At 69.7% G+C, this 20,218-nt stretch carries 23 protein-coding genes and 1 tRNA gene; 16 read left to right on the top strand and 8 right to left on the bottom strand.

The window, feature by feature from the left end; translation table 11 throughout:
- Positions 1-4: 4 nt before the first annotated feature.
- A complete protein-coding gene (locus tag GCN81_RS31585) occupies positions 5-1,564 on the bottom strand; it encodes a fused MFS/spermidine synthase (protein ID WP_156727949.1) in 1,560 nt (519 codons plus the stop codon).
- A gap of 84 nt (positions 1,565-1,648) precedes the next feature.
- Here GCN81_RS31585 and GCN81_RS31580 point away from each other — a divergent pair, with 84 nt between their 5' ends.
- Both GCN81_RS31580 and GCN81_RS31575 read left to right on the top strand, forming a co-directional pair.
- A complete protein-coding gene (locus GCN81_RS31580) occupies positions 1,649-2,407 on the top strand; it encodes a PE-PGRS family protein (RefSeq protein ID WP_231627096.1) in 759 nt (252 codons plus the stop codon).
- Positions 2,408-2,460: 53 nt separating this feature from the next.
- Complete coding sequence (locus GCN81_RS31575) at positions 2,461-3,054, top strand: phosphotransferase-like protein (protein WP_156727948.1); 594 nt, start codon at positions 2,461-2,463, stop codon at positions 3,052-3,054.
- Here GCN81_RS31575 and GCN81_RS31570 read toward each other — a convergent pair.
- Positions 3,047-3,685, bottom strand: coding sequence for a COG4315 family predicted lipoprotein (locus tag GCN81_RS31570; RefSeq protein ID WP_156727947.1), 639 nt, complete (start codon positions 3,683-3,685; stop codon positions 3,047-3,049). The genes GCN81_RS31575 and GCN81_RS31570 overlap by 8 nt on opposite strands.
- A gap of 229 nt (positions 3,686-3,914) precedes the next feature.
- Here GCN81_RS31570 and GCN81_RS31565 point away from each other — a divergent pair, with 229 nt between their 5' ends.
- Positions 3,915-4,880: a CHRD domain-containing protein gene (locus GCN81_RS31565; protein ID WP_156727946.1), complete on the top strand. Its 966-nt coding sequence runs from the start codon at positions 3,915-3,917 to the stop codon at positions 4,878-4,880.
- A 29-nt stretch (positions 4,881-4,909) separates the two neighbouring features.
- Here the strand turns inward: GCN81_RS31565 and GCN81_RS31560 are convergent, their stop codons facing one another.
- The 3 genes from GCN81_RS31560 to GCN81_RS31550 form a co-directional block, all read right to left on the bottom strand.
- Positions 4,910-7,030 (bottom strand): MMPL family transporter, encoded by a 2,121-nt coding sequence (locus GCN81_RS31560; RefSeq protein ID WP_156727945.1) that lies wholly within the window; start codon positions 7,028-7,030, stop codon positions 4,910-4,912.
- 144 nt (positions 7,031-7,174) lie between these two features.
- A complete protein-coding gene (locus GCN81_RS31555) occupies positions 7,175-7,861 on the bottom strand; it encodes a response regulator (protein WP_156727944.1) in 687 nt (228 codons plus the stop codon).
- Complete coding sequence (locus GCN81_RS31550; protein WP_156727943.1) at positions 7,833-9,128, bottom strand: sensor histidine kinase; 1,296 nt, start codon at positions 9,126-9,128, stop codon at positions 7,833-7,835. Before GCN81_RS31550 ends, GCN81_RS31555 begins: the two co-directional genes overlap by 29 nt.
- Before the next feature lie 158 nt (positions 9,129-9,286).
- On the opposite strand from GCN81_RS31550, the gene GCN81_RS31545 reads away from it, so the two are divergent.
- The gene (locus GCN81_RS31545; RefSeq protein ID WP_156727942.1) at positions 9,287-9,895 is read left to right on the top strand and encodes an HhH-GPD-type base excision DNA repair protein; all 609 of its coding nucleotides are present in this window, start codon (positions 9,287-9,289) and stop codon (positions 9,893-9,895) included.
- Here the strand turns inward: GCN81_RS31545 and GCN81_RS31540 are convergent, their stop codons facing one another.
- The gene (locus tag GCN81_RS31540) at positions 9,896-10,357 is read right to left on the bottom strand and encodes an ATP-binding protein (protein ID WP_156727941.1); all 462 of its coding nucleotides are present in this window, start codon (positions 10,355-10,357) and stop codon (positions 9,896-9,898) included.
- 158 nt (positions 10,358-10,515) lie between these two features.
- On the opposite strand from GCN81_RS31540, the gene GCN81_RS31535 reads away from it, so the two are divergent.
- Both GCN81_RS31535 and GCN81_RS31530 read left to right on the top strand, forming a co-directional pair.
- The gene (locus tag GCN81_RS31535) at positions 10,516-11,340 is read left to right on the top strand and encodes a helix-turn-helix domain-containing protein (RefSeq protein ID WP_156727940.1); all 825 of its coding nucleotides are present in this window, start codon (positions 10,516-10,518) and stop codon (positions 11,338-11,340) included.
- A complete protein-coding gene (locus GCN81_RS31530; protein WP_156727939.1) occupies positions 11,337-11,585 on the top strand; it encodes a DUF397 domain-containing protein in 249 nt (82 codons plus the stop codon). The genes GCN81_RS31535 and GCN81_RS31530 overlap by 4 nt, the downstream gene beginning before the upstream one ends.
- On the opposite strand, the gene GCN81_RS31525 is transcribed toward GCN81_RS31530, so the two are convergent.
- The gene (locus tag GCN81_RS31525) at positions 11,566-12,285 is read right to left on the bottom strand and encodes an NADPH-dependent F420 reductase (RefSeq protein ID WP_156727938.1); all 720 of its coding nucleotides are present in this window, start codon (positions 12,283-12,285) and stop codon (positions 11,566-11,568) included. The genes GCN81_RS31530 and GCN81_RS31525 overlap by 20 nt on opposite strands.
- Before the next feature lie 99 nt (positions 12,286-12,384).
- On the opposite strand from GCN81_RS31525, the gene GCN81_RS31520 reads away from it, so the two are divergent.
- The 4 genes from GCN81_RS31520 (at position 12,385) to GCN81_RS31505 (ending at position 16,218) form a co-directional block, all read left to right on the top strand.
- A complete protein-coding gene (locus tag GCN81_RS31520; protein ID WP_156727937.1) occupies positions 12,385-12,969 on the top strand; it encodes a TetR/AcrR family transcriptional regulator in 585 nt (194 codons plus the stop codon).
- Between the two features lie 251 nt (positions 12,970-13,220).
- Positions 13,221-14,816, top strand: coding sequence for a M28 family metallopeptidase (locus GCN81_RS31515; protein ID WP_156728025.1), 1,596 nt, complete (start codon positions 13,221-13,223; stop codon positions 14,814-14,816).
- Between the two features lie 272 nt (positions 14,817-15,088).
- Positions 15,089-15,385: a type II toxin-antitoxin system VapB family antitoxin gene (locus GCN81_RS31510; RefSeq protein ID WP_156727936.1), complete on the top strand. Its 297-nt coding sequence runs from the start codon at positions 15,089-15,091 to the stop codon at positions 15,383-15,385.
- Positions 15,386-15,570: 185 nt separating this feature from the next.
- The gene (locus GCN81_RS31505) at positions 15,571-16,218 is read left to right on the top strand and encodes a LytR C-terminal domain-containing protein (protein WP_156727935.1); all 648 of its coding nucleotides are present in this window, start codon (positions 15,571-15,573) and stop codon (positions 16,216-16,218) included.
- Between the two features lie 40 nt (positions 16,219-16,258).
- Here the strand turns inward: GCN81_RS31505 and upp are convergent, their stop codons facing one another.
- Positions 16,259-16,894: a uracil phosphoribosyltransferase gene (gene upp / locus GCN81_RS31500; protein WP_156727934.1), complete on the bottom strand. Its 636-nt coding sequence runs from the start codon at positions 16,892-16,894 to the stop codon at positions 16,259-16,261.
- Between the two features lie 131 nt (positions 16,895-17,025).
- Here upp and GCN81_RS31495 point away from each other — a divergent pair, with 131 nt between their 5' ends.
- From GCN81_RS31495 to GCN81_RS31475, 6 genes are all read left to right on the top strand, one after another.
- Complete coding sequence (locus GCN81_RS31495) at positions 17,026-17,262, top strand: hypothetical protein (protein ID WP_156727933.1); 237 nt, start codon at positions 17,026-17,028, stop codon at positions 17,260-17,262.
- A gap of 205 nt (positions 17,263-17,467) precedes the next feature.
- Positions 17,468-18,019, top strand: coding sequence for a tRNA adenosine deaminase-associated protein (locus tag GCN81_RS31490; RefSeq protein WP_156727932.1), 552 nt, complete (start codon positions 17,468-17,470; stop codon positions 18,017-18,019).
- Between the two features lie 74 nt (positions 18,020-18,093).
- Positions 18,094-18,522 carry a tRNA adenosine(34) deaminase TadA gene (tadA, locus tag GCN81_RS31485; RefSeq protein WP_156727931.1) on the top strand — a complete coding sequence of 143 codons (429 nt, stop codon included), beginning with the start codon at positions 18,094-18,096 and terminating at the stop codon, positions 18,520-18,522.
- A 119-nt stretch (positions 18,523-18,641) separates the two neighbouring features.
- A tRNA-Ser gene (locus GCN81_RS31480) sits at positions 18,642-18,726 on the top strand.
- Between the two features lie 128 nt (positions 18,727-18,854).
- Complete coding sequence (locus GCN81_RS32135; protein WP_197287884.1) at positions 18,855-19,010, top strand: hypothetical protein; 156 nt, start codon at positions 18,855-18,857, stop codon at positions 19,008-19,010.
- A gap of 183 nt (positions 19,011-19,193) precedes the next feature.
- Positions 19,194-20,009 carry an RNA polymerase sigma factor SigF gene (locus tag GCN81_RS31475; protein WP_407698040.1) on the top strand — a complete coding sequence of 272 codons (816 nt, stop codon included), beginning with the start codon at positions 19,194-19,196 and terminating at the stop codon, positions 20,007-20,009.
- Positions 20,010-20,218: the final 209 nt, after the last annotated feature.

The following is a 20,218-nucleotide window of genomic DNA, read 5'->3' as shown; positions in this document are numbered from 1 at the left end:
TGTGTCACTGCCTGGTCCGTGAGCCGTAGGGCTGGAGTAGCTGGTCGACGGGTGCGTAGTCGTCGGTGAGCCGTTGGGCGTCGCCGATCCAGGAGATGAGGTCGTCGCCGGTGGTGATCCTCCAATCGGTGTCCCGGGCGTCCAGCGCTTCCTGGGTCGCGCGCAGGTCGACGGGCCGGTTGGAGGCGAGCACCACCATGTTGCCGCCCGCCGGGGTGGCGTTCGGGTCGGGGCCCACATCGACGGGTTGGCCGACCAGCGCAACGTGCTCGAAGGTCCCGCTGAGGGTGGCTACCTTGGCGCGGGCGAAGGCCAGCGGGCCGTGATCGATGAGGTTGGCGACGTACAGGCCGTCCTCCTTGAGTACCCGCCGTACGTCCGTCATCGCTTCCACCGTCGTGAGGTGCCACGGCACACTCACACCCCCGAAGGCGTCGCCGACGACGAGGTCCCGGCTGTCGCCGTCCAGTCGCCGCAGACCGAGCCTGCCGTCCTCGGCGCGTACGTCGATGCCCGTCTGTGGTCTCAGACCGAGTTGCTCGCGGTTGACGCGTACGACCCCGCTGTCGATCTCGGATACCACGCTGCGCGTCCCGGGCCGCGTGGCCGAGAGGTAACGGGGAAAGGTGAGCCCGCCGCCGCCCAGGTGGTAGGCGGCGAGTGGCTCGTCTTCGGGATAGGCGGCGTCGACCACCGACGCGATGGCGCGCACGTACGCGAACTTCAGGAAGGTCGGGTCGTCGGTGTCGACATAGGAGTGCCGCAAGCCGTCCAGGACGAGTGTGCGGCCGCTGCCCCGGTCGGGGTCGGCGACGACCCTCGCGCAGTGGTACCTGGTCTCCGCGTCGCAGCCACCGGGCGCGACCATGGCGGTAAGTCCGCCCACAACGATCAACGCGGCCAGGGCAGGGGTGCTCCTCCCGGTGCTCCTGCCCCCGCTCCTCCGCCCGCGCGTTCGCCACTCCACCAGCACCGAGCCGACCACCAGCAGGGTTCCGAGGCCGATCAGGATGCCGCTGACCGGGAACCGCGCGACGAGGACGAAGCCGGTGAGGACGGTGCCGACGATGGCGCCGACCGTGCCGACGCCGGACAGTCGGCCGACCACCGTTCCGGTCTCGGCGAGGCTGGTGAGGCGCAGCTTGGTCACGATCGGCGTCACCGCGGAGAGCAGCGCGCCCGGCACGAGGAGCGTCAACGACGCGACCAGCAAGAGCATCCCCGGCGCCCACTCCGCGGTGGTACGCAGCGCAGCGGGGGTGAGCGCCACGACCGCGCCCGACACCCCGAGCGAGGGGCCGATGAGCCTACGGGGATCGACCTGGTCGGCCATCCGCCCACCCAGCCAGGAGCCGAGGGCGATCGCGGTCAGGGCGATGCCGATCACCATCGTGCTGGTCTCAAGGGTCAGGCCGAGATAGGGAGCCAGCAGCCGCAGAGCGACGATCTCGACCACCAGGACCGCGGCCGATGAGCCGAACACCAGCACGGCGGCCACTCGGGGGCCCACACCGTGGTTGCGAGGTGTGTCCTCGCCGACAGACGAGGAAGGCGATCCGGTCATAGGCGACATCCTTGCATGCGGCTCAGCTACAGAAGGGAGTTGAGAGAAGCCCACCGACACGGCACACGGGACACAATGGGCCCTGTGAACGAGTCCGAGGACAGCCACGACACTTCCACCGCCCCCGGCGCACCGAACATCCCCGGCGCCCCGAGCACCCCGAGCACCCCGATATCCGCCGACCTGGGGACGGCGGTCGCCACGCTCGCGCGGTTCCTCGACCGCCAGCCCCTGACGGCAGCGATCGCCGCCCTGGAACACCAACTTCAGGGCGCTGACGCTCAGCACGCGGCCGACACCGCCGCCGCCGGAGGCGTCGACGCCGACCTCCTCGTCTCCGCGCTCACGACCCGCGAAAACCTGGGCCGACTCAACGACCTCATCCACGCCACGGGAATCATGCTGGCCCTCCCCTTCATCCTCGACGAGGGCGAAAAGGTCACCAATCGGCCGTCATTGGGCGCGGGCAACGACCCGAGCCGCCCGTACGACCTCGAAACCGACCAGCGGGTAGCGGAGTTCAAGCTCTCCCGGTGGCGCGGGGCGGACGCCGCCCGTAAGCGCCAGACCTTCAAGGACCTGGTGATGCTGGCCGCCGACCAGTCCGGCCGACAAGCCGACCTCTACGTCGTCGGCCCCGAACCCGCCCGCTTTCTTCGCTCCAGCGCCTCCACCGCGGCCTGGGCCCTGGACCGTTCACCTGGCGCGAGGCGCACCTTCCAGAGCGTGTTCGGCTCACTGGACGTCCCGGTCCACGAGTTCACCGCCACCCACGCCCACCACGTACGCGTCACCGACCTGTGCGACATCCTGCCCCCGGCCGTCACGGACCTGCTCCGATGACAGGCACGGGCACAGGTGCGGGCATAGGTACGCGCACAGGTACGGACACGGGCATGGCGGCAGACCCGGATCACACCCGTATCCCGCACACCACGGCCCCAGGCACCGTGATCCTGCTCAACGGCACGTCCAGCTCGGGCAAGTCCAGCATCGCCCGGGAACTCCTCGGCATCCTGGACGGGACGTGGTTCCACCTGCCGGTGGACGCCTTCCATGCCCTACGCGGCGGTCGCGGCCTGCCCGACGACGACCTCCAGGCCGAGATCGACCGGACCTGCAAGGGCTTCCACCGCGCGGTCGCCGGAATGGCCGCGGGCGGCAACAACCTCGTCGTCGACTATCCGCTCAGCCGCCGCTGGCGCCTCCTGGACCTGCTCGACGTGCTCGTGCCCGAAGACACCGTCCTGGTCGGCGTCCGCTGCCCCCTGCCCGAACTGGAACGCCGCGAGATCGAGCGCGGGGACCGGCAACCAGGGCTGGCCGCCCTCCAGTACGACCACGTCCACTCCCACGAGCGACACGACCTCGACGTCGACACCAGCCGCCACGCCCCACGCGCCTGCGCCGAACGCATCGCCGCCTTCCTGCCGCACCGGCCACGCCCCACCGCCTTCGAAACGCTCGGCAGGATCAGCCGGGTTACTTGATCAGTTTGCCGTTGGGGGATACCGCGAACCACTCCTCGTCGAGGCCCTGTCCGTTGACGTCTCCGGGGGCCGTGTCGCCGACGTAGTAGTACAGCGGCCAGTCGCCGTATACCGCTTGGACGAGGCCGGTGCCCTGGGCGGTCTGGTCGAGCAGGGTGTTCTGTACGCCCTGGCCCGCGCTGATCTTCGAGGGGCTGACGAGTGCGGGCCATACGGCGATGCAGTCGGCGTCGCAGTTGCTGGACCCGGCCTTGTCCTTGGTGAAGCCGTAGAGGGTGCGGCCGGACTGGTCGGTCAGGATGCGGCCGAGGTCGGAGTTCACCGCCTTGACCGCGATGGTGGGGGGAGCGGACGGCGGGGTGGCGGGGGTCGTGTCCTGGCCTCCGCTGGCGCCGGTGGAGGCGGATTCCTCGGTCGCGTCAGAGTCGGACTCGGGATCGGGCTCCGACTCGTGCCCGGGCGCGTGAGCCTCGGTGGCGGGCGGGGAGTCGGGCGGCGCGGTCGGGGGCGCGCTCACGGGCGGGGATGCGTCCACCCCGCTGCCGGTGGCCGCGGTGTCCGAGCCGCCCCCGCCGCAGGCGGCCAGTACCAGCACCAGCGGTACCGCGAGCAGAGTGATCCGTACGCGCATGATGTTCGTCCCTCGTCCCCTCGTCCTCCATCGCTGCCTGTCGCGGGGGGATACGTACAACTCACGCTCTCTGACTCAGCGTTGGCGAGATTTGAGGGAAGGAACGAAAGTCCGTGCCGCGCTGAGTCATTCGGTCCGCCGATTCCGTGGATGTGGATGTGGATGTCGGTACCGACCGCCCGGAGCGGTCGCGCATCCCCACCCATGACTCACGAAAGGACGGACACACATGCGAAGGCACTCTCTGGGCCTCTCGGCCGTGGCAGCCTCCCTGGGGCTGCTGGGGACCGCGGGGGCCACCCCCGCTCTGGCCGCCGGTCCAAGCCACAGCACCAGCCACAACACCAGCCACAACACCAGTGCCAGCACCCTCACCAGCACCACCAAACCGACCTCGGCCGCGACCTCGCTCGTCGCCGTCCTCACCGGCGACCAGGAGGTTCCCGGCGATGACGGCGCCGCCGTCGGCGCGCACGGCGGCAAGGCCATCGCCCAGGTCAAGATCAAGGGCAACCGCGTCGTCTTCTCGCTCCACTGGAAGGGCATCGACGCCCCCTCCGCTGGCCACATCCACCTCGGAGCCAAGGGCCAGAACGGCGAGGTCAAGGTCCCCCTCTTCACCACCGCCATGCCCAAGACGGCACGCGCCGCCGCGGGCCACACCGCCGTGGAGGACGCCGCCCTGGCCAAGGCCCTGCGCGCCCAGCCCAGCAGCTTCTACGTCAACCTGCACACCAAGAAGTTCCCCGGCGGCGCCGTACGCGGCCAACTCCACCGCGCCAAGAAGCACGTCAACCCGCTCAACATCATCAAGGGCGGCAAACTCCGCGCCCTGGCCAGCGGCTTCCAGGAGTTCAGCGACGACGGGCGCCCCTTCACAGGCGACCTGGACGGCTTCGGCATCAACTTCGTCGAGCCCCGGCACGGCAAGGTCTACTACTCCCTCGCCTGGCTGGACATCGGCGCCCCCGCCGCCGCCCACGTCCACGAGGGCAAGATCGGCGTCAACGGCAAGGTCCGCTTCCCTCTCTTCACCGAACCCGTGCCGAAGAACCTCTTCGCCTTGTCCGGCATCGTCTCCAAGCTGGACCCCGCGGGCCTGAAACACATCACGGCCCAGTCCCAGAACTTCTACTTCAACCTGCACAACGAGGAGTTCCCGGACGGAGCCATCCGCGGCCAACTGCTGCGCTGACCCCGCCCGGTCCGGCCCGCGCCGGGAGCTCAGCGAGTCGCGGCGGCGGCCGGGGCCAGCTCGGCCGGGTCCTCCTTGAGTCCGTACCGGGCATGGACCCGCCGCAACGGAGACGGCGCCCACCACGCCCGGTCGCCCAGCAGCGTCATCGTCGCCGGGACCAGGAACATCCGGACGACCGTCGCGTCGATGAGGATCGCCATCGTCAGCCCGAGCCCGATCTGAAGGATCGGCGAGAAGCCGCCCGTCATGAACGCGGCGAAGACCACCGCCAACAGCAACGCCGCACACGTGACGACACGGCCCGACCGCTGCACCCCCACCACCACGGCCTCGCGCGCGTCGCCGGAGTCCAGCCAGGACTCGCGCATCCGGGCCAGGATGAACAGTTCGTAGTCCATGGCCAGACCGAACGCGATCGCGATGATCAACGGCGGGGCAGTGATGCTCAGTTCGCCCAGACCCTCCGCGCCCAGCCAGCCCGCCAGATGCCCGTCCTGGAAGACCCACGTCACGATGCCCAGCGCCGCGCCAAGGCTGAGCAACGTGGTGAGGATCGTCCGCAGCGGGATCAGCACGGAGCCGGTGAAGGCGAAGAGCAGGGCGAAGATGCCGAGCAGCACGATCGCCGCGGCCCAGGGCGCGTTGTCGGCCAGCATGGTCCGGAAGTCGACGAGCCGGGCGGCGGTCCCCGTGACCTCGACCGGTTCGTCGGCCCGGATCTCCCGGACCTTCTCGACGATCCCGGTGGCCGCCGCTCCGTCGACCGTGCCGGTCGGGGTGAGGCTGAGGACGGTGGTGCCGTCGGGGAGCGTACGGGTGGCGGAGGCGGCCACGCCCGGGAGCGCGCTGAAGCGGTCCGCGAGGGCGGGGTCGGCGTCCTGGGCGATGAGTACGTTCACCGGGTCGATGCCGGTGCCGGTCGGGTAGTGCTCGCCCATCGCGTCGTAGAGCTGGCGCGCCTGGGTGTCGCTGGGCAGCGAACGCGCGTCGCCCACCGCGACCTTCATGCCGAGCGCGGGCAGCGCGAGTACGGCGAGACCCGCGACGACGGCCACCGTGACGACCATCGGCCGGGCGGCGGAGAACCGGGCGATCCGGGCGAAGACCTGCCCGGCGGGCGGGGACTCCACCCCCTGCTCACGACCCTCACGAGGCTTACGGGACGCGGTGATCTTCCCGCCGAAGCGCGCGAGCAGCGCGGGCAGCAACGTCAGCGCCGCGAGCATGTCCACCACGACCACGGCAGCCACGGCCAGGCCCATGCTGCGCAGGAAGGTGTTGGGGAACACCAACAGCCCCGCCAGGCTCACCGCCACCGTGACACCAGAGAAGAGCACGGTACGCCCAGCGCGGGCGACGGTACGGTGCACGGCCTCGGCGATGTCCTCCGTACTGGCGCGCTCCTCACGGAAGCGGACCACCATCAGCAGGGCGTAGTCGACGGCGAGGCCAAGGCCCAGCATCGTGGTGATCTGGATGGCATAGACCGAGACGTCGGTCACCAGGCTGAAGGCGAAGAGCGCCGCGAACGCCCCACCGACGCCGGTGACCGCGATCACCAGCGGCATCCCAGCGGCCCGCAACCCGCCGAAGATGACGAGCAGCAGGAGCAGCACCACCGGCATCGAGATCAACTCGGCCTGTACGACGTCCTTCTGGGCCCGCTCGCCCATCTGCTCACCGAGCAGGGGCCCGCCGCTGACGGCGACCTGGTCGGCGTCGATCGTACGGATGCGGTCGGCGGCCGCGTTGACGGCGTCGGACGTGGCGTCGTCGCTCAGGCCGTTGTCGAGGGTGACGGGGATCAGCAGGGCCCGGCCGTTCTCGGCGGCGAGGCCTGGCGTCGTATAGGGGTCCGGGACTTCGGCGACTCCGGGGATGCCGCGTACGTCGGCCACGGCGCGTTCGACGTCGGCGCGGGCCACGGGGCCCTCGACGACGGCGGAGATGGACTCTCCGGTGGGGTCGAGTTCGGCCAGTCGCTCGGCGGCGCGGTCGGACTCGGTGGAGCTGACTTCGGCGACCGAGTCCGAGAGGCGGCCGAACACGCCCGTACCGACGCCGAATCCGAGGGCGATCAGCAAGAGCCAGGCGGAGATCACGGTGAGTGGGCGGCGGGTCGCCGTCCGGGCGAGTGCGGCTAGCACAAGTCCCTCCCAGGGCTGGTGGATTGTCGCCACTCAGCCTCGCGGCGCCAAGCGCCCGGGACATCGCCGGTCCGCGCGGTCTACGGACCTCCCCCGCGCGGCCCAGCTCTCCCCCGTACGAGGGAGACAGCCCACCGCCCGAGGTCAGGACTCGCCCGGCGTCACCAACCCCACCTCATACGCGCAGATCACCGCCTGAATCCGGTCCCGGAGCCCCAACTTGCTGAGCACGTTGCTGACATGGGTCTTCACGGTGTGCTCGCTCACCGTGAAGGATGCCGCGATCTCGGCGTTGGTGAGCCCGCGGGCGAGCAGCCGCAGCGTCTCTTCCTCGCGGGCGGTGAGGACGGCGAGGCGGGTGGCCGCCGCGGGTACCCCGGCACCCGCCTGCGTGCTGCTGCCGCTGCGGCGACGGCAGACGATGTCGGCGACCAGGCGCCGGGTCACCGAAGGCGCGAGTAGCGAGTCCCCGGCCGCGACGACGCGTACCGCGTGCACCAGGTCGTCCCTGCGGACGTCCTTGAGGAGGAATCCGCTGGCCCCGGCGTACAGCGCGTCATAGACGTATTCGTCCAGGTCGAAGGTGGTGAGCATGACGACCCGGCAGCTCGACCGCGCGCACACCAGGCGGGCCGCTTCGATGCCGTCCATGCCCGGCATCCGGATGTCCAGGAGCAGGACGTCCGGCGCGTGCCGGTGTACGGCGGCCACTGCCTCCGCGCCGTCACCCGCCTCCGCGACCACCTCGATGTCCGGCTGCGCTTCGAGGATCATGGAGAACCCGCTGCGTACCAACTCCTGGTCATCGGCGACCACTACCCGGATGCTCATGGTCCAAGGATGCCGTGGGAAGCCGTACGACGACGCGGAACCCCCCATCTGGACCGGGCCCGGCCGCCGCGGTACCGCCCCCGGCCGTGGCCCGCTCCCGGATGCCGATCAGCCCGTGCCCGGGCCGCGCCGAGCCGCGCCCCGCCTCGGCCGCCCGCCCGTCGTCCTCGACGGTAACGGTCAACTCACCTTCGCCCCACCCAAGCCCGATCCGTACCCGTGACGCGCCGTCCGCGTGCTTCACCACGTTCGTGAGTGCCTCCTGGATCACGCGGTACGCCGAGACCTCGGTGTCCGGGCGCAGCGCGCGAGGCGTCCCGGACGAGTCCACCTCCACCCGCAGCCCGGCCCGTTCGACCTGCCGCACCAGCTCCGGCACGGCGTCCAGGGTGGGCTGCGGCACCCGCTGACCCGGCACCCCCGCCCCCGCCCCCGAATCCGCCCCCACCTCCGTCTCGCGCAGCACCCCCAGGATGCGCCGCAGTTGCACCATGGCGTCCCGCCCGGCCCCGGCGATCGCGTCGAACGCGGCCTCGGCGCGCGCCGGATCGCTGCGTACGACCACGGGACCGGCTTCCGCCTGGACCACCATCAGGCTCACCCCGTGCGCCAGGATGTCGTGCATCTCCCGGGCGATCCTGGCCCGCTCCTCGGCGACGGCCCGCGCGGTCTCGCTCTCCCGCTCCCGTTCGAGACGCCGGGCGCGGTCCTCCAAGGCGGCGGTGTAGGCCCGCTGCACCCGGCTGAGGATTCCGAGCCCGTACGCGAAGAGGATGATCAGCACATGGAAGCCGTACTCGAACGGCTGGTCCTCCGCCTTGGCCACCATGGTCCAGTTGGTCCCGACGAGCCAGCCGATCACCATGCACCGCCGCTGCCACGGTCGGGCCTGCGCCGCCAGCGTGTACAGGATCACCATGCCCCCGTAAATGACGTCAGGGCCAGGGCTGTTGTGCATCCCCATAGCGGTGGTGAAGAACGACACCGCGCAGGCGGCGGCGAACGGCGCCCGCCGCCGCCACACCAGCGGCAACACCGTCCCGAAGCCCAGCAGCGCGCCGAGCCAGTCTCGCTCCTCCTGACTCTGCGGGAGGACGAACTGGAGCGACATGGCGACCAGCGCCAGAGCGGCGAGCGGGATGTCGACGGCGTACGGATTGGCCGTACGGAGCCATGCGACCAGCCGGGACCTACGCAGGTCGCGGCGGAAGTCGCGGAAGCGGCGGAGGTTGCGGAAGCGGCGGAGGTTGCGGACGTTCAACACCATGCGGGCGGCTCCTCGGGCCAGAGGCCGTGCCAGTATCCCGCCCACCCACCGCCACCCACCTCGCCAGGCCGAGGGATATCCCCGAACCGGAGGGTTGGAAGGTTCCCCTACGCGCGGCTACGCGTGCGACCCGGTGCACCTGGCGCGATCATCGAAGCATGAGCACATCCAGCCCCAAACACACCATCCACCTCGCCCAGCAGCCCGAAGCCGACGAGCTGCTCGGCCGCAGCCCGCTGGCCGCGCTGGTCGGGATGCTGCTTGACCAGCAGGTTCCGATGGAGTGGGCGTTCTCGGGCCCGTACACCATCGCCCAGCGGCTCGGCACGGATGATCTCGACGCGGAGGAGATCGCGGCGTACGACCCCGAGGCCTTCGCGGAGCTCCTCTCCACCAAACCGGCCGTCCACCGCTACCCCGGCTCCATGGCCAAGCGCGTCCAGCAGCTCTGCCAGTACCTGGTCGACGAGTACGAGGGCGACCCGGAGGCGCTCTGGCGGGACGTCGAGTCCGGCAAGGAGCTGCTGGCCCGCCTGAAGGCGCTGCCCGGCTATGGCGACCAGAAGGCCAAGATCTTCCTCGCCCTCCTCGGGAAGCAGTACGGCGTCCAGCCAAAGGGCTGGCGGGAGGCGGCCGGGGCGTACGGCGAGCAGGGCGCGTACCGCTCGGCGGCGGATATCACCGGCCCGCAGACGCTGGCCAAGGTGCGCGCGTACAAGCAGGAGATGAAGGCGGCGGCGAAAGCGGCGAAGGCCACGCCCAAGTAGTCACTGGGGCGCGTGCGTCTCGGCCCACACCGTCTTGCGCGGCGGCGGGCCGTCCGTGACGCCCCAGCGGTCCGCGAGCGCGGCGACGACGATCAGGCCGCGCCCTGACTCGGCCTCCGGGGTCAGCGTCGGCGTCGGCCCCTCGTCGTCGGGCGTCCGCAGCGGACGGTCGCCTCGGGTGTCGGTGACCTCGATGCGCACCATGGCGTCGTCACTCAGCGTCAGGTTCAGCTCGAAGCCGCGGCCCGCAACGCGCGCGTGGAGCACGGCGTTCGACGCGAGTTCGGCGACCAGGGCTGCGGTCGTGTCGGACAGTTCACTGTCGTACGGGATGCCCCAGCGGTTGAGCTGGTCAAGCGTGAGCACCCGGGCGAGGCGGGCGCCGCGACGGGTCGCGGCGAGCCGCTGACGGAAGACGAGTTCGGTGGTGTGGGCGGCGTCGGCGGGGTTTTCGGTGCGCATGGGGCCAACGGTCGCGGTCCCGTGGGGCGGCTCGCCAGCCACGGACCGCGTACGGTGAGCCACCGTACGCGCACAGACCGTAGACAGTACGGGTGCGGTGCCGTAACCCTGGGTGAGTTGAGCGCGGGGAGATCGAACTCACCTGGAGGTGGCCGCGTATGGGATGGGACCACGAGGAACCTGACTCCTCGGACAGCATGAAGACCTTCGGCGCGGTGGTACAGGCCCTGCGCGAACACATGGGCCTGAGCCGCGCCGAGTTGGGGGCCCTGGTGGGGTTCTCCAAGCACACCGTCGCCTCGATCGAGCTGGGGCGGAGGATGCCGGACGAGGTGTTCGTGGAGGAGACGGAACAAGCCACAGGGAACACGGGGGCGCTGCGCAACGCGGCGAAACACCTGGCGCGGCAGCCGGGGCTGGCAGCCTGGTTCCGGCTGTGGGCGAAGCTGGAGCAGCGGGCGCTCGCCCTCTACACATACGAATGCCGCCTGATCCCGGGCCTGTTGCAGACGCAGGCCTACGCGCGGACGCTGTTCGCCAACCAGTTGCCGCCGCTCGGGGACGAGCAGATCGAGGCGCAGTTGGCGGCGAGGGTGGAGCGGCAACGGCTGTTGCGAGAGCGGCAGAACACCGACTACAGCTTCATCCTCGAGGAGCACCTGTTCCTGCGGCGGACGGGTGGCGTGGAGGTGACTCGGGAGCTGATCGACCACGTCCTCGACGTCGCCACCATCCGGAACGTGAGGATTCAGGTGATGCCGCAGGTGCGGGAGAACCATGCCGGACTGGACGGCCCCATGCAGCTCCTGGAGACCCCGGAGCACAAGTGGCACGCCTACTGTGAGGGGCAGCGGAGCGGCCTGTTGATCTCCGATCCGAAAGAAATCAGCGTGCTCCAGATGCGGTATGCCACCATGCGCTCACAGGCTCTCACTCTCGAAGACTCCGTGAGCCTGTTGCAGCGGATGCGAGGAGCGCTATGAGCGGCACCACCACCGAACTGGCCTGGTTCAAGAGCAGCTACAGCAGCAGCGGCGACGGCGACTGCGTGGAAGTCGCCCTCTCCTGGCGCAAGTCCAGCTACAGCAGCGGGGGCGACGGGGACTGCGTAGAGGTCGCCACCTGCCCCACCACCATCCACGTCCGCGACTCCAAGAACAAGCAGGGCCCCCAGCTCGCCCTCACCCCGCTTGCCTGGGAGGAGTTCGTCACTTACGCACGATCTTGACGCCGAAGCGCTCGCCGCCGAGTGCCGTGTGTACCGCCGCGTGGAAGTGGGCGTACATCTCCAGGCCTCGTGCGGCGGGCAGTTCGCCGAGGTCCAGGATGTCGCGCCAGCCGTAGGCGTTGAGCAGGTCGGCGACGGTCTGCTTGGCGTCGGCGTGGTTACCGGCGATGAAGATGGTGTGGTCGCCGCCGCCGATCTCGTTCGGGTTGACGACGGTCTCCTGCTCCTGCGTGACGCACGCCTTGACGACCTTGGCGTCCGGCACAGCGCGCTGGATCTGCTCGGCGAGGCTGTCGGTGTCGACGGGGCTCATGCGCGGCATGACGCCCCAGGGGGTGGGCCAAGGGTGCTCGACCTCGTCGGGCTGCTGGTAGATGTACGGCACGGCGTAGTCCATGAGGACCTTGCCCGCCAGGGCCTCGGCGGGGATCGCGGACAGCGCGCGTACGGCGTTGATGCCGTCGATGCCGTTGATGACCAGTTCACCGGCGGCGGCCGCGTCCGCGAAGGTGGCGAGGGTCAGTTCGGGGTGTTTGGCGAGGAACGTCGAGAACGGCGGGGTGCCCATCATGTCCGGTTCGGTGCGGGCGAGGGTGACTTCGGGGTCGCGGGTGCCGACGGTGACCTGGTGGCCGAGGGCGAGCAGCTTCGCGACGTGAGCGCGGGCTCCGGCTCCGGTGCCGAGCAGGGCGATCTTCATGGCGGACTCCTGTGGGGGGTGTCGTACCGAAGTAACGGTACTGTTGTTCTGTACCGTAGCATCAATGTCCGATTTGCCGCAATGCAGGAAGCGTAGAAAATGGATACATCCGACACTCCGTCCCCGCGCCCGCGCCGCCGCCGCGACCCCGAGGCCCGCAAGCGCGAGGTCATCGAGGCCGCCGAGCGGGTCATCGCCAAGCGGGGCGTGGAGGGGTTGACGCACCGGGCCGTCGCGGAGGAAGGTCAGCTGCCGGTCGCCTCGACCACGTACCACTTCGCCACCCGTGACGACCTGATCCAGCTGGCCTTCGAGCGCTCGGTGGACCAGTTCGCCGCCTATCTGGAAGCCTTCGAGGCCGAGCGACCCGCCACCTCGGTGGCGGAACTCGTCGACCGCCTCACCGATTCTGTGGTCGTCGCCTGCGGCGGCCAACGCGACACCTTCGTAGTCGAGTTCGAGCTCTTTCTCGCGGCTCTGCGGCGGCCCGCCCTGCGGCCGATCGCCGACCGCTCCGTCACTCTCGGCCGCGCGCCCCTGGAGCGACTCCTCCCGCCGGTCAGGGCACGCGCCGTGTCAGCCGCGCTCTCCGGGATGATCCTGCACGGCCTGGCGGCCACCCAGCCGCCCGAGCGTACGGAGGTCTACGCGACGCTCGCCGACATCTGCCACCTCGACACCTGACAACTCGACACCTCGACACCTGTCAGCTCGATACCTCGACAGCCTGACCTGCCGGGCCGCCCGAACCGGACGATCTCGCTCCGGAGACCCACATGGCAGGAACATGATGCGCCAATCTGGCGAAATCGAACACGAGTTGCGGCTACCTCTTCTCGAGAGGCCCAGGCATCGCTTACCGTCCCTCCCACCTCGTCCGAATGAACCTCTGGGGAAGGACTTCTGTGAGCGCATCACCCCGTTCGCGCAGAACCGTGGCGGCGCTGGCCGCCGCCGCGCTAGCCACCCCGCTGCTGCTGGCCGCGTCCGGCCCGGTCTCCGCCGCCGATCGCGGCAACAGCCAGGCCACCACCCACCACGATCGCGCCGCCAAGGACGCCAGGAAGCTGGCGCACAAGCTCGTCAAGAAGTCGTCGGCCCACGACGCGTACCGGCACCTGGAGAAGTTCCAGCAGATAGCCGACGCCAACGGCGGCAACCGCGCGGCCGGTTCGCCCGGATACGACGCATCCGCCGAGTACGTCTACAAGCTGCTCAAGAAGGCTGGATACAAGGTGTCCTACGACACCTTCGACTTCACCTACATCGAGACGCTCGCCGAGTCGATGTCCGTCGTGTCGCCGGAGCAGCGCGACGTCGAGATCCTCGCGATGTCGTACACCAAGTCCACGCCAGAGGGCGGGATCGAGGCCGAGGTCGCGGCCGTACCGGTCGACGAGGACGGTACGACCGGCTGTGAGGCCGACGACTACGCGGGTGGCACCTACACCGGCAAGGTCGCGCTCATCAAGCGCGGCGGCTGCACCTTCGCCCAGAAGCAGGAGACGGCCGCCGACGCGGGCGCCGTCGCCGCCGTCATCTACAACAACGGCGAGGGCACGCTGAACGGCACCCTCGGCGGCCCCGACGCCGGGAAGATCCCGACCGGTGGCATCACGCTGGCCGAGGGCGAGGCGCTGGCCGCCGACGTCGAGGCGGGCGGGGCGACGGTCAACGTGGAGATCCGCCAGCTCCAGGAGGAGCGGCGGACGAAGAACGTCATCGCGGAGACGCCCGGCGGCAACGCCGACAACACCGTGATGCTCGGCTCGCACCTGGACTCGGTCACCGCGGGCCCCGGCATCAACGACAACGGCTCCGGCTCGGCCGGTCTGCTGGACGTCGCGCTCAACTTGGCGCACGAGACCAAGCAGGCCAAGAAGAACGGCTACCACCACAAGAAGCAGCCGCGCAACAAGGTCCGCTTCGCCTGGTGGGGCGCCGAGGAGCTGGGCCTGCTGGGCGCCGAGCACTACGTCGGCAACCGCACCGAAGAGCAGCTCGGGCAGATCAAGGCGTACCTGAATTTCGACATGATCGCGTCGCCGAACTACGGCCTGTTCGTGTACGACGGTGACGACTCCGACGGCGTCGGCGCGGGCCCAGGCCCGGAGGGCTCGGCCCAGCTGGAGCGCGGGATCACCGACTTCATGGACAAGAAGGGCTACGCGCACGAGGGCACGGACTTCACCGGGCGTTCCGACTACGGGCCGTTCATCGAGGCCGGTATCCCCGCGGGCGGCACGTTCACCGGCGCTGAGGGCGTCAAGACCGAGGCGCAGGTCGCGAAGTTCGGCGGCGAGGCGGGTGTCGCGTACGACCCCTGCTACCACGCCGAGTGCGACGACCTGAAGAACATCAGCATGAAGGCCTTCGACGCCAACATCGACGTCATCGCCAACGCGGTCGGCAACTACGCCCACGACCTGCGCCCGCTCACGAAGCCGGTCGACTTCATCCCCACCGAGGGTGACGCGGGCAGCGGCGGCGGTCTGCACGAGGACCACGACCACGAGCCCGTGACGGAGTAAACGAGGCAGTGAAGTAGTGCAGTAATACGGAAGACGCTTGTTGCCCGGCCCTCATCCAGAGGGCCGGGCAACAGACGTGTGGGGGTGCCGGTCGGAGTGCCGGGGGCCCCTTTCGGGCGAATCCGTCGTACGGGCCGGACCTTCGTCCACGGCGGAACAGAGCGCCGCAGCCCTGTTTGCCCACAATCAGGGCCAATCACGACGTCATGTCCCAGCCGCGCACTGCGCCGCCGAGGCTGCGCCCGGAGGGCGTTGCCCGGTAGGCTTTCCGTGTGATCTTCAAGCGCATCGGAAACGGCCGGCCGTACCCGGACCATGGCCGGGAAAGCACCCGCCAGTGGGCGGACGTCGCACCGCGCCCGGTCCGCCTTGATCAGCTCGTCACGACCAAGCAGCAGCTGGATCTCGACACGCTGCTCGCCGAGGACTCGACCTTCTACGGCGACCTCTTCGCCCACGTCGTGAAGTGGCAGGGCGACCTGTATCTGGAGGACGGGCTGCACCGCGCGGTGCGCGCCGCGCTCCAGCAGCGCCAGGTACTGCACGCCCGCGTGCTGGAGCTGGGCTGACCGGGGTCGCGATACGCACGGCGATACGTACGGCATTGAGTACGGCGTTGCGTTGCGTTGCGTTGCGTTGCGTACGGCAGTGAGTACGGCGGCGTTGAGTCGGCATTGACCCTTTTGGGTAGGGTCGTGCGCCGTCCGATGATCCTTTAGTAGGCATAGGCCCCGGCGCGGATTACGCTGCGCCCATGAGCATGCTCACTCCCCCCGGCATGGGTGGCGAATACCGCATCACGGGGGACAAATACCCGCGTATGCGCCGAAACCGTCGGCGGCGCAGGGTCGTGCTCGCGCTGGTCGCCTCAGTCGCCGCGCTCGGCGTCGCGGGCTGGGGGACACTCCAGCTCATCGACGTGTTCTCGGGCGACGACGACCAGGGCCGTACGGTCGCCGCCGACAAGCCGGACTGCGGGCCCACGGCGACCGCTGACGCTACCGCCGCGGTGGCTCCGAAGGCCCTGCCAAAGCCGGACCAGATCACGGTCAACGTCCTCAACGCCACGCCGCGCGGCGGCCTCGCCAAGGAGACCGCCGACGAACTGGCGAAACGTGGCTTCGCCATCGGCAAGGTGGACAACGCGCCCGCGAAGTACGACAAGAAGGTCAAGGGCACCGGGCTGCTGCTCGGCGCCGAGTCCGCGAAGGACAGCGCGCTGCCCGTCCTGGGCACCCAGCTCGCCGGGGCCGAACAGCGCACGGACGGCCGCAAGAGCAAGGACGTCGACCTGCTCATCGGCTCCGGCTTCAAGAAGCTGGCAACGAAGAAGGACGCCGCCACCGCCCTGGTCACGCTGACCAAGCCGACGCCGCCGCCCTCCCAGAAACCTTCCTGCTGACGTCCTGGTCCCGGACGCCTTAACGCCGTACGGGCGTCGCCTACTCGGCGGCGCCGTACATCCGGTCGCCCGCGTCACCGAGGCCCGGCACGATGTAGCCGTGCTCGTTGAGCCGCTCGTCGACCGCCGCGGTGACCACCGTCACCGGCGTCCCGGCCAGCTCGCGCTCCATGACCTCCACGCCCTCCGGCGCGGCGAGCAGCACGACGGCCGTCACGTCGTCCGCGCCACGCTTGATCAGCTCCTGCACGGCGGCGACCAGCGTGCCGCCGGTGGCCAGCATCGGGTCGACGACGTACACCTGGCGGCCGGACAGGTCCTCCGGCATCCGGGTCGCGTACGTGGACGCCTGGAGCGTCTCCTCGTTGCGCACCATGCCCAGGAACCCGACCTCGGCGGTCGGCAGCAGCCGCACCATGCCGTCGAGCATGCCGAGGCCCGCGCGCAGGATCGGCACCACCAGCGGGCGCGGGTGGGACAGCTTGACGCCCGTGGTGGGCGAGACGGGCGTCTCGATGTCGACCTGTGCGGTGCGTACGTCCCTGGTGGCCTCGTAGGCGAGCAGCGTGACCAGCTCGTCGGCGAGGCGCCTGAACGTCGGGGAGTCGGTGCGCTTGTCGCGCAGGGTGGTCAGCTTGTGCGCTACCAGCGGGTGGTCGACGACGTGCAGGCGCACGGTTTCCTCCAGAGGGTCTGATCTGCGACAACGGTCGCAGCAGCGACCCAGCACACAAGGCTACCGGGATGCATGACCTGCGACGTCCGAGGGAAAGTGGTGGAGACGAACCCCGCCGGGCGGTGAAGACGATGTCGGACGCAGACCTCAGCGACGAGGCAGACGACCTCAGCTACGAGGAAGACGACGAGCAGCCGGACCAGCCCACGGCCGAACAGCGCGAGCGTGACGCCGAGCGCAGGCGGCGGCGCGCCCGGTTCCTGCACGAACTGCACGAGGCCAAGGAGCTACGCGCCAGGGTCCAGCCACGCCGGGTGCGGGCCGCCCGGATGCGCCAGGCCATGCGAATGCGCACCTTCCGCTGGTAGCGCGGTGGGCAGGCGGTAGGGGGGCGGTGGAGGAGCAGTGGAGGGAGCGCGGGACGGCGCGTACAAACACAGCGGCCGAAGACCTCTCGCGAACGCCCTGTTTCTGCCACGATTCCGAGTGGGCGGCTCGCTCGCGCGTACCGCCCAGCCAACTCCGCCGGGGGGAACCCCAACCGGCACGCCTACGACCAGTGGGAGAGTCACGGTGTACTTCGCCGCACTGCTCGCGCGCACCGAAGACGGGTGGGAAGCGAGCGACACAGAGCTCGACGATGTGGAGACCCTGACGGATCTGACCGATCTGGCACGGGAGGCCTCACTCGGGGCCGATGACGAGACGGTCCTGGTGTTCATTGAGCAGGAGGACGCCTGGTTCGGTGTCGTCCGCGTGGATGGCGAGGACGACCCTCGTATCTACGTCTCCGACGCGGCCGCCGCCGCACGCTCCTCGTACGGGGAGATCCTGACCAGCGCCCTGATCGGCGGGGACGATGACGACCCGGCCGATGACCTGGACGCCCTGAACCTGGACGGCACCGAGGAGGGCGAGCCGGACGACGGCCCGGACGCACTCGACGCCGAGTCCGCCGCGACGGCCAGCGGTCGCCCGGCACCGCCGCCGGGGCCGCTCGGTGAGGTCGGGGTACTGTCCGACCTCGGCCTGTCCGAGAAGGAGCTGCTGTCGCTCACCTCGGACGCGCTGGCGGAGATCGCCGACGCCCTCGGGGCCGCCGAGATCCTGGAGGCCGTGCGCTAGTGCCGACGCAGCACGACCCCCTGCCCGGTTCAGCGGAGGTAGGGGACCCCGTACGAGACCCCTGGGCGGCAGCGATGCGTACCGCTCTGGAGGAGGCCGCGCGCGCCGCGTCGGCCGGTGATGTGCCGGTCGGCGCGCTGGTGCTGTCCCCAACCGGTGCGATCATCGCCACCGGGCACAACGAACGCGAGGCCACCGGCGACCCGACCGCGCACGCCGAGGTGCTGGCGATCCGCAGGGCCGCCGCCGCGCTCGGCGAGTGGCGGCTGTCCGGCTGCACCCTGGTCGTCACGCTGGAGCCGTGCACGATGTGCGCGGGCGCGATCGTGCAGTCCCGGGTGGACCGGGTGGTCTACGGGGCCCGCGACGAGAAGGCCGGAGCGGTCGGCTCGCTCTGGGATGTCGTACGCGACCGTCGCCTCAACCACCGCCCCGAGGTCGTCCACGGCGTCCTCGCCGACGCGTGCGCGGAACAGCTCACCCGCTTCTTCCGCGACCGCTGATCTTCCGCGACCGCTGATCTTCCGCGACCGCTGATCTTCCGCGACCGCTGCACGCCGCTTCCGGACTGCCTCCGATTCCGATTTCGGCGCACGGGCACCTTTGGGCTAAGCTCTCTCTCGGTAGCGTGTCCGAGCGGCCGAAGGAGCTCGCCTCGAAAGCGAGTGTGGCGCAAGTCACCGTGGGTTCAAATCCCACCGCTACCGCTTCTGGAAGGGCCCCGACGGTGTCGGGGCCCTTCTGCTGTTCTACACTCACCCGACTGCGCGCATGCGGGCATACGTTCCTACGCGCACGCCGGGACAGACGGGGAGAGGGCAGCGAGACAGTGGACGTGAAGAAGGTCGTGGTCTACATACTCGTGGTCTTCGTGCTGTACACGATCATCACCTCGCCGTCAGAGGCCGCCGATCTGGTGGAGGTCGGCTTCAAGGGCGTCTCGGACGCGGCTCAGGGTGTGGGCGAGTTCATGACCGAGCTCGTCAGGTAGCCGGAGCAGCTTCTTCGCTTGCCCCTCACTGTTCAAGTGAGGGGCTTTTTTGGGTTTATGACCCACTTTGCCCTCAACACGGTGCTATCTGGTGCTTGCACACAGTGCACATGTCTTGTGATGCTATGACCGCTTTTGATGGATGAGTTGAACGGTTCTTTTCGAAAAGGGGTGGCTTTGACCGTGCCGGCCAGTACTGCACCTCAAGTGCCTCCCGCGGTGTCCCCCGCCAAGCAACGCGGTATCGACGCCAGGGCTCTGACCCAGGTGCTGTTCGGCCAGCTCAAGGGGCTCGAGTCGGGGACCCCCGAGCACACCCGGGTGCGCGGGGCACTGATCGAGGCCAACCTGCCGCTGGTGCGGTACGCGGCCGCCCGCTTCCGCAGCCGCAACGAGCCCATGGAGGACGTGGTCCAGGTCGGCACGATCGGCCTGATCAACGCCATCGACCGGTTCGACCCCGAGCGAGGGGTGCAGTTCCCGACCTTCGCGATGCCGACCGTCGTCGGCGAGATCAAGCGGTACTTCCGCGACAACGTGCGCACGGTCCACGTACCGAGGCGACTGCATGAGCTCTGGGTGCAGGTGACCGGCGCGACGGAGGACCTCACCACCGCGTACGGCCGCCAGCCCACCACCTCCGAGATCGCCGAACGGCTGCGGATCACCGAGGACGAGGTGCTGTCCTGCATCGAGGCCGGACGCTCGTACCACGCCACCTCACTCGAAGCGGCCCAGGAGGGCGACGGGCTGCCCGGGCTGCTCGACCGGCTCGGCTACGAGGACCCGGCGCTGGACGGCGTGGAGCATCGCGACCTCGTACGGCATCTGCTGGTCCAGCTGCCCGAGCGGGAGCAGCGCATCCTGCTGCTGCGCTACTACAACAATCTGACGCAGTCACAGATCAGCGCGGAACTGGGTGTTTCGCAGATGCATGTGTCGCGATTGCTGGCCAGGAGCTTCGCGCGGCTGCGGTCCGCAAATCGGATCGAGGCGTAACCGTATCGGGTGAAGTGCGGTTCTGAAGGTTGCCTTGAGAAAAACCCCCAGACCCCCTCTTTCCTGCGCAGAGTCACCCCTCAGATGTCGACAAGTCACTACAGCGCGTTGCCGACATGTGACATTCTGCTGGAACGGCGTTTGGCGCGGCCCCACAGCCGGTATTCAGGTGGAGGCTGCGTTCCTCCGACGGGAGCGCCCGCCGCGAC

The organism is Streptomyces apocyni, assembly GCF_009739465.1.
In the GTDB taxonomy this organism is placed as follows: domain Bacteria; phylum Actinomycetota; class Actinomycetes; order Streptomycetales; family Streptomycetaceae; genus Streptomyces; species Streptomyces apocyni.
Note: the sequence above shows the minus strand (reverse complement) of the source record. Positions and strands in the feature narration are given on the sequence as shown.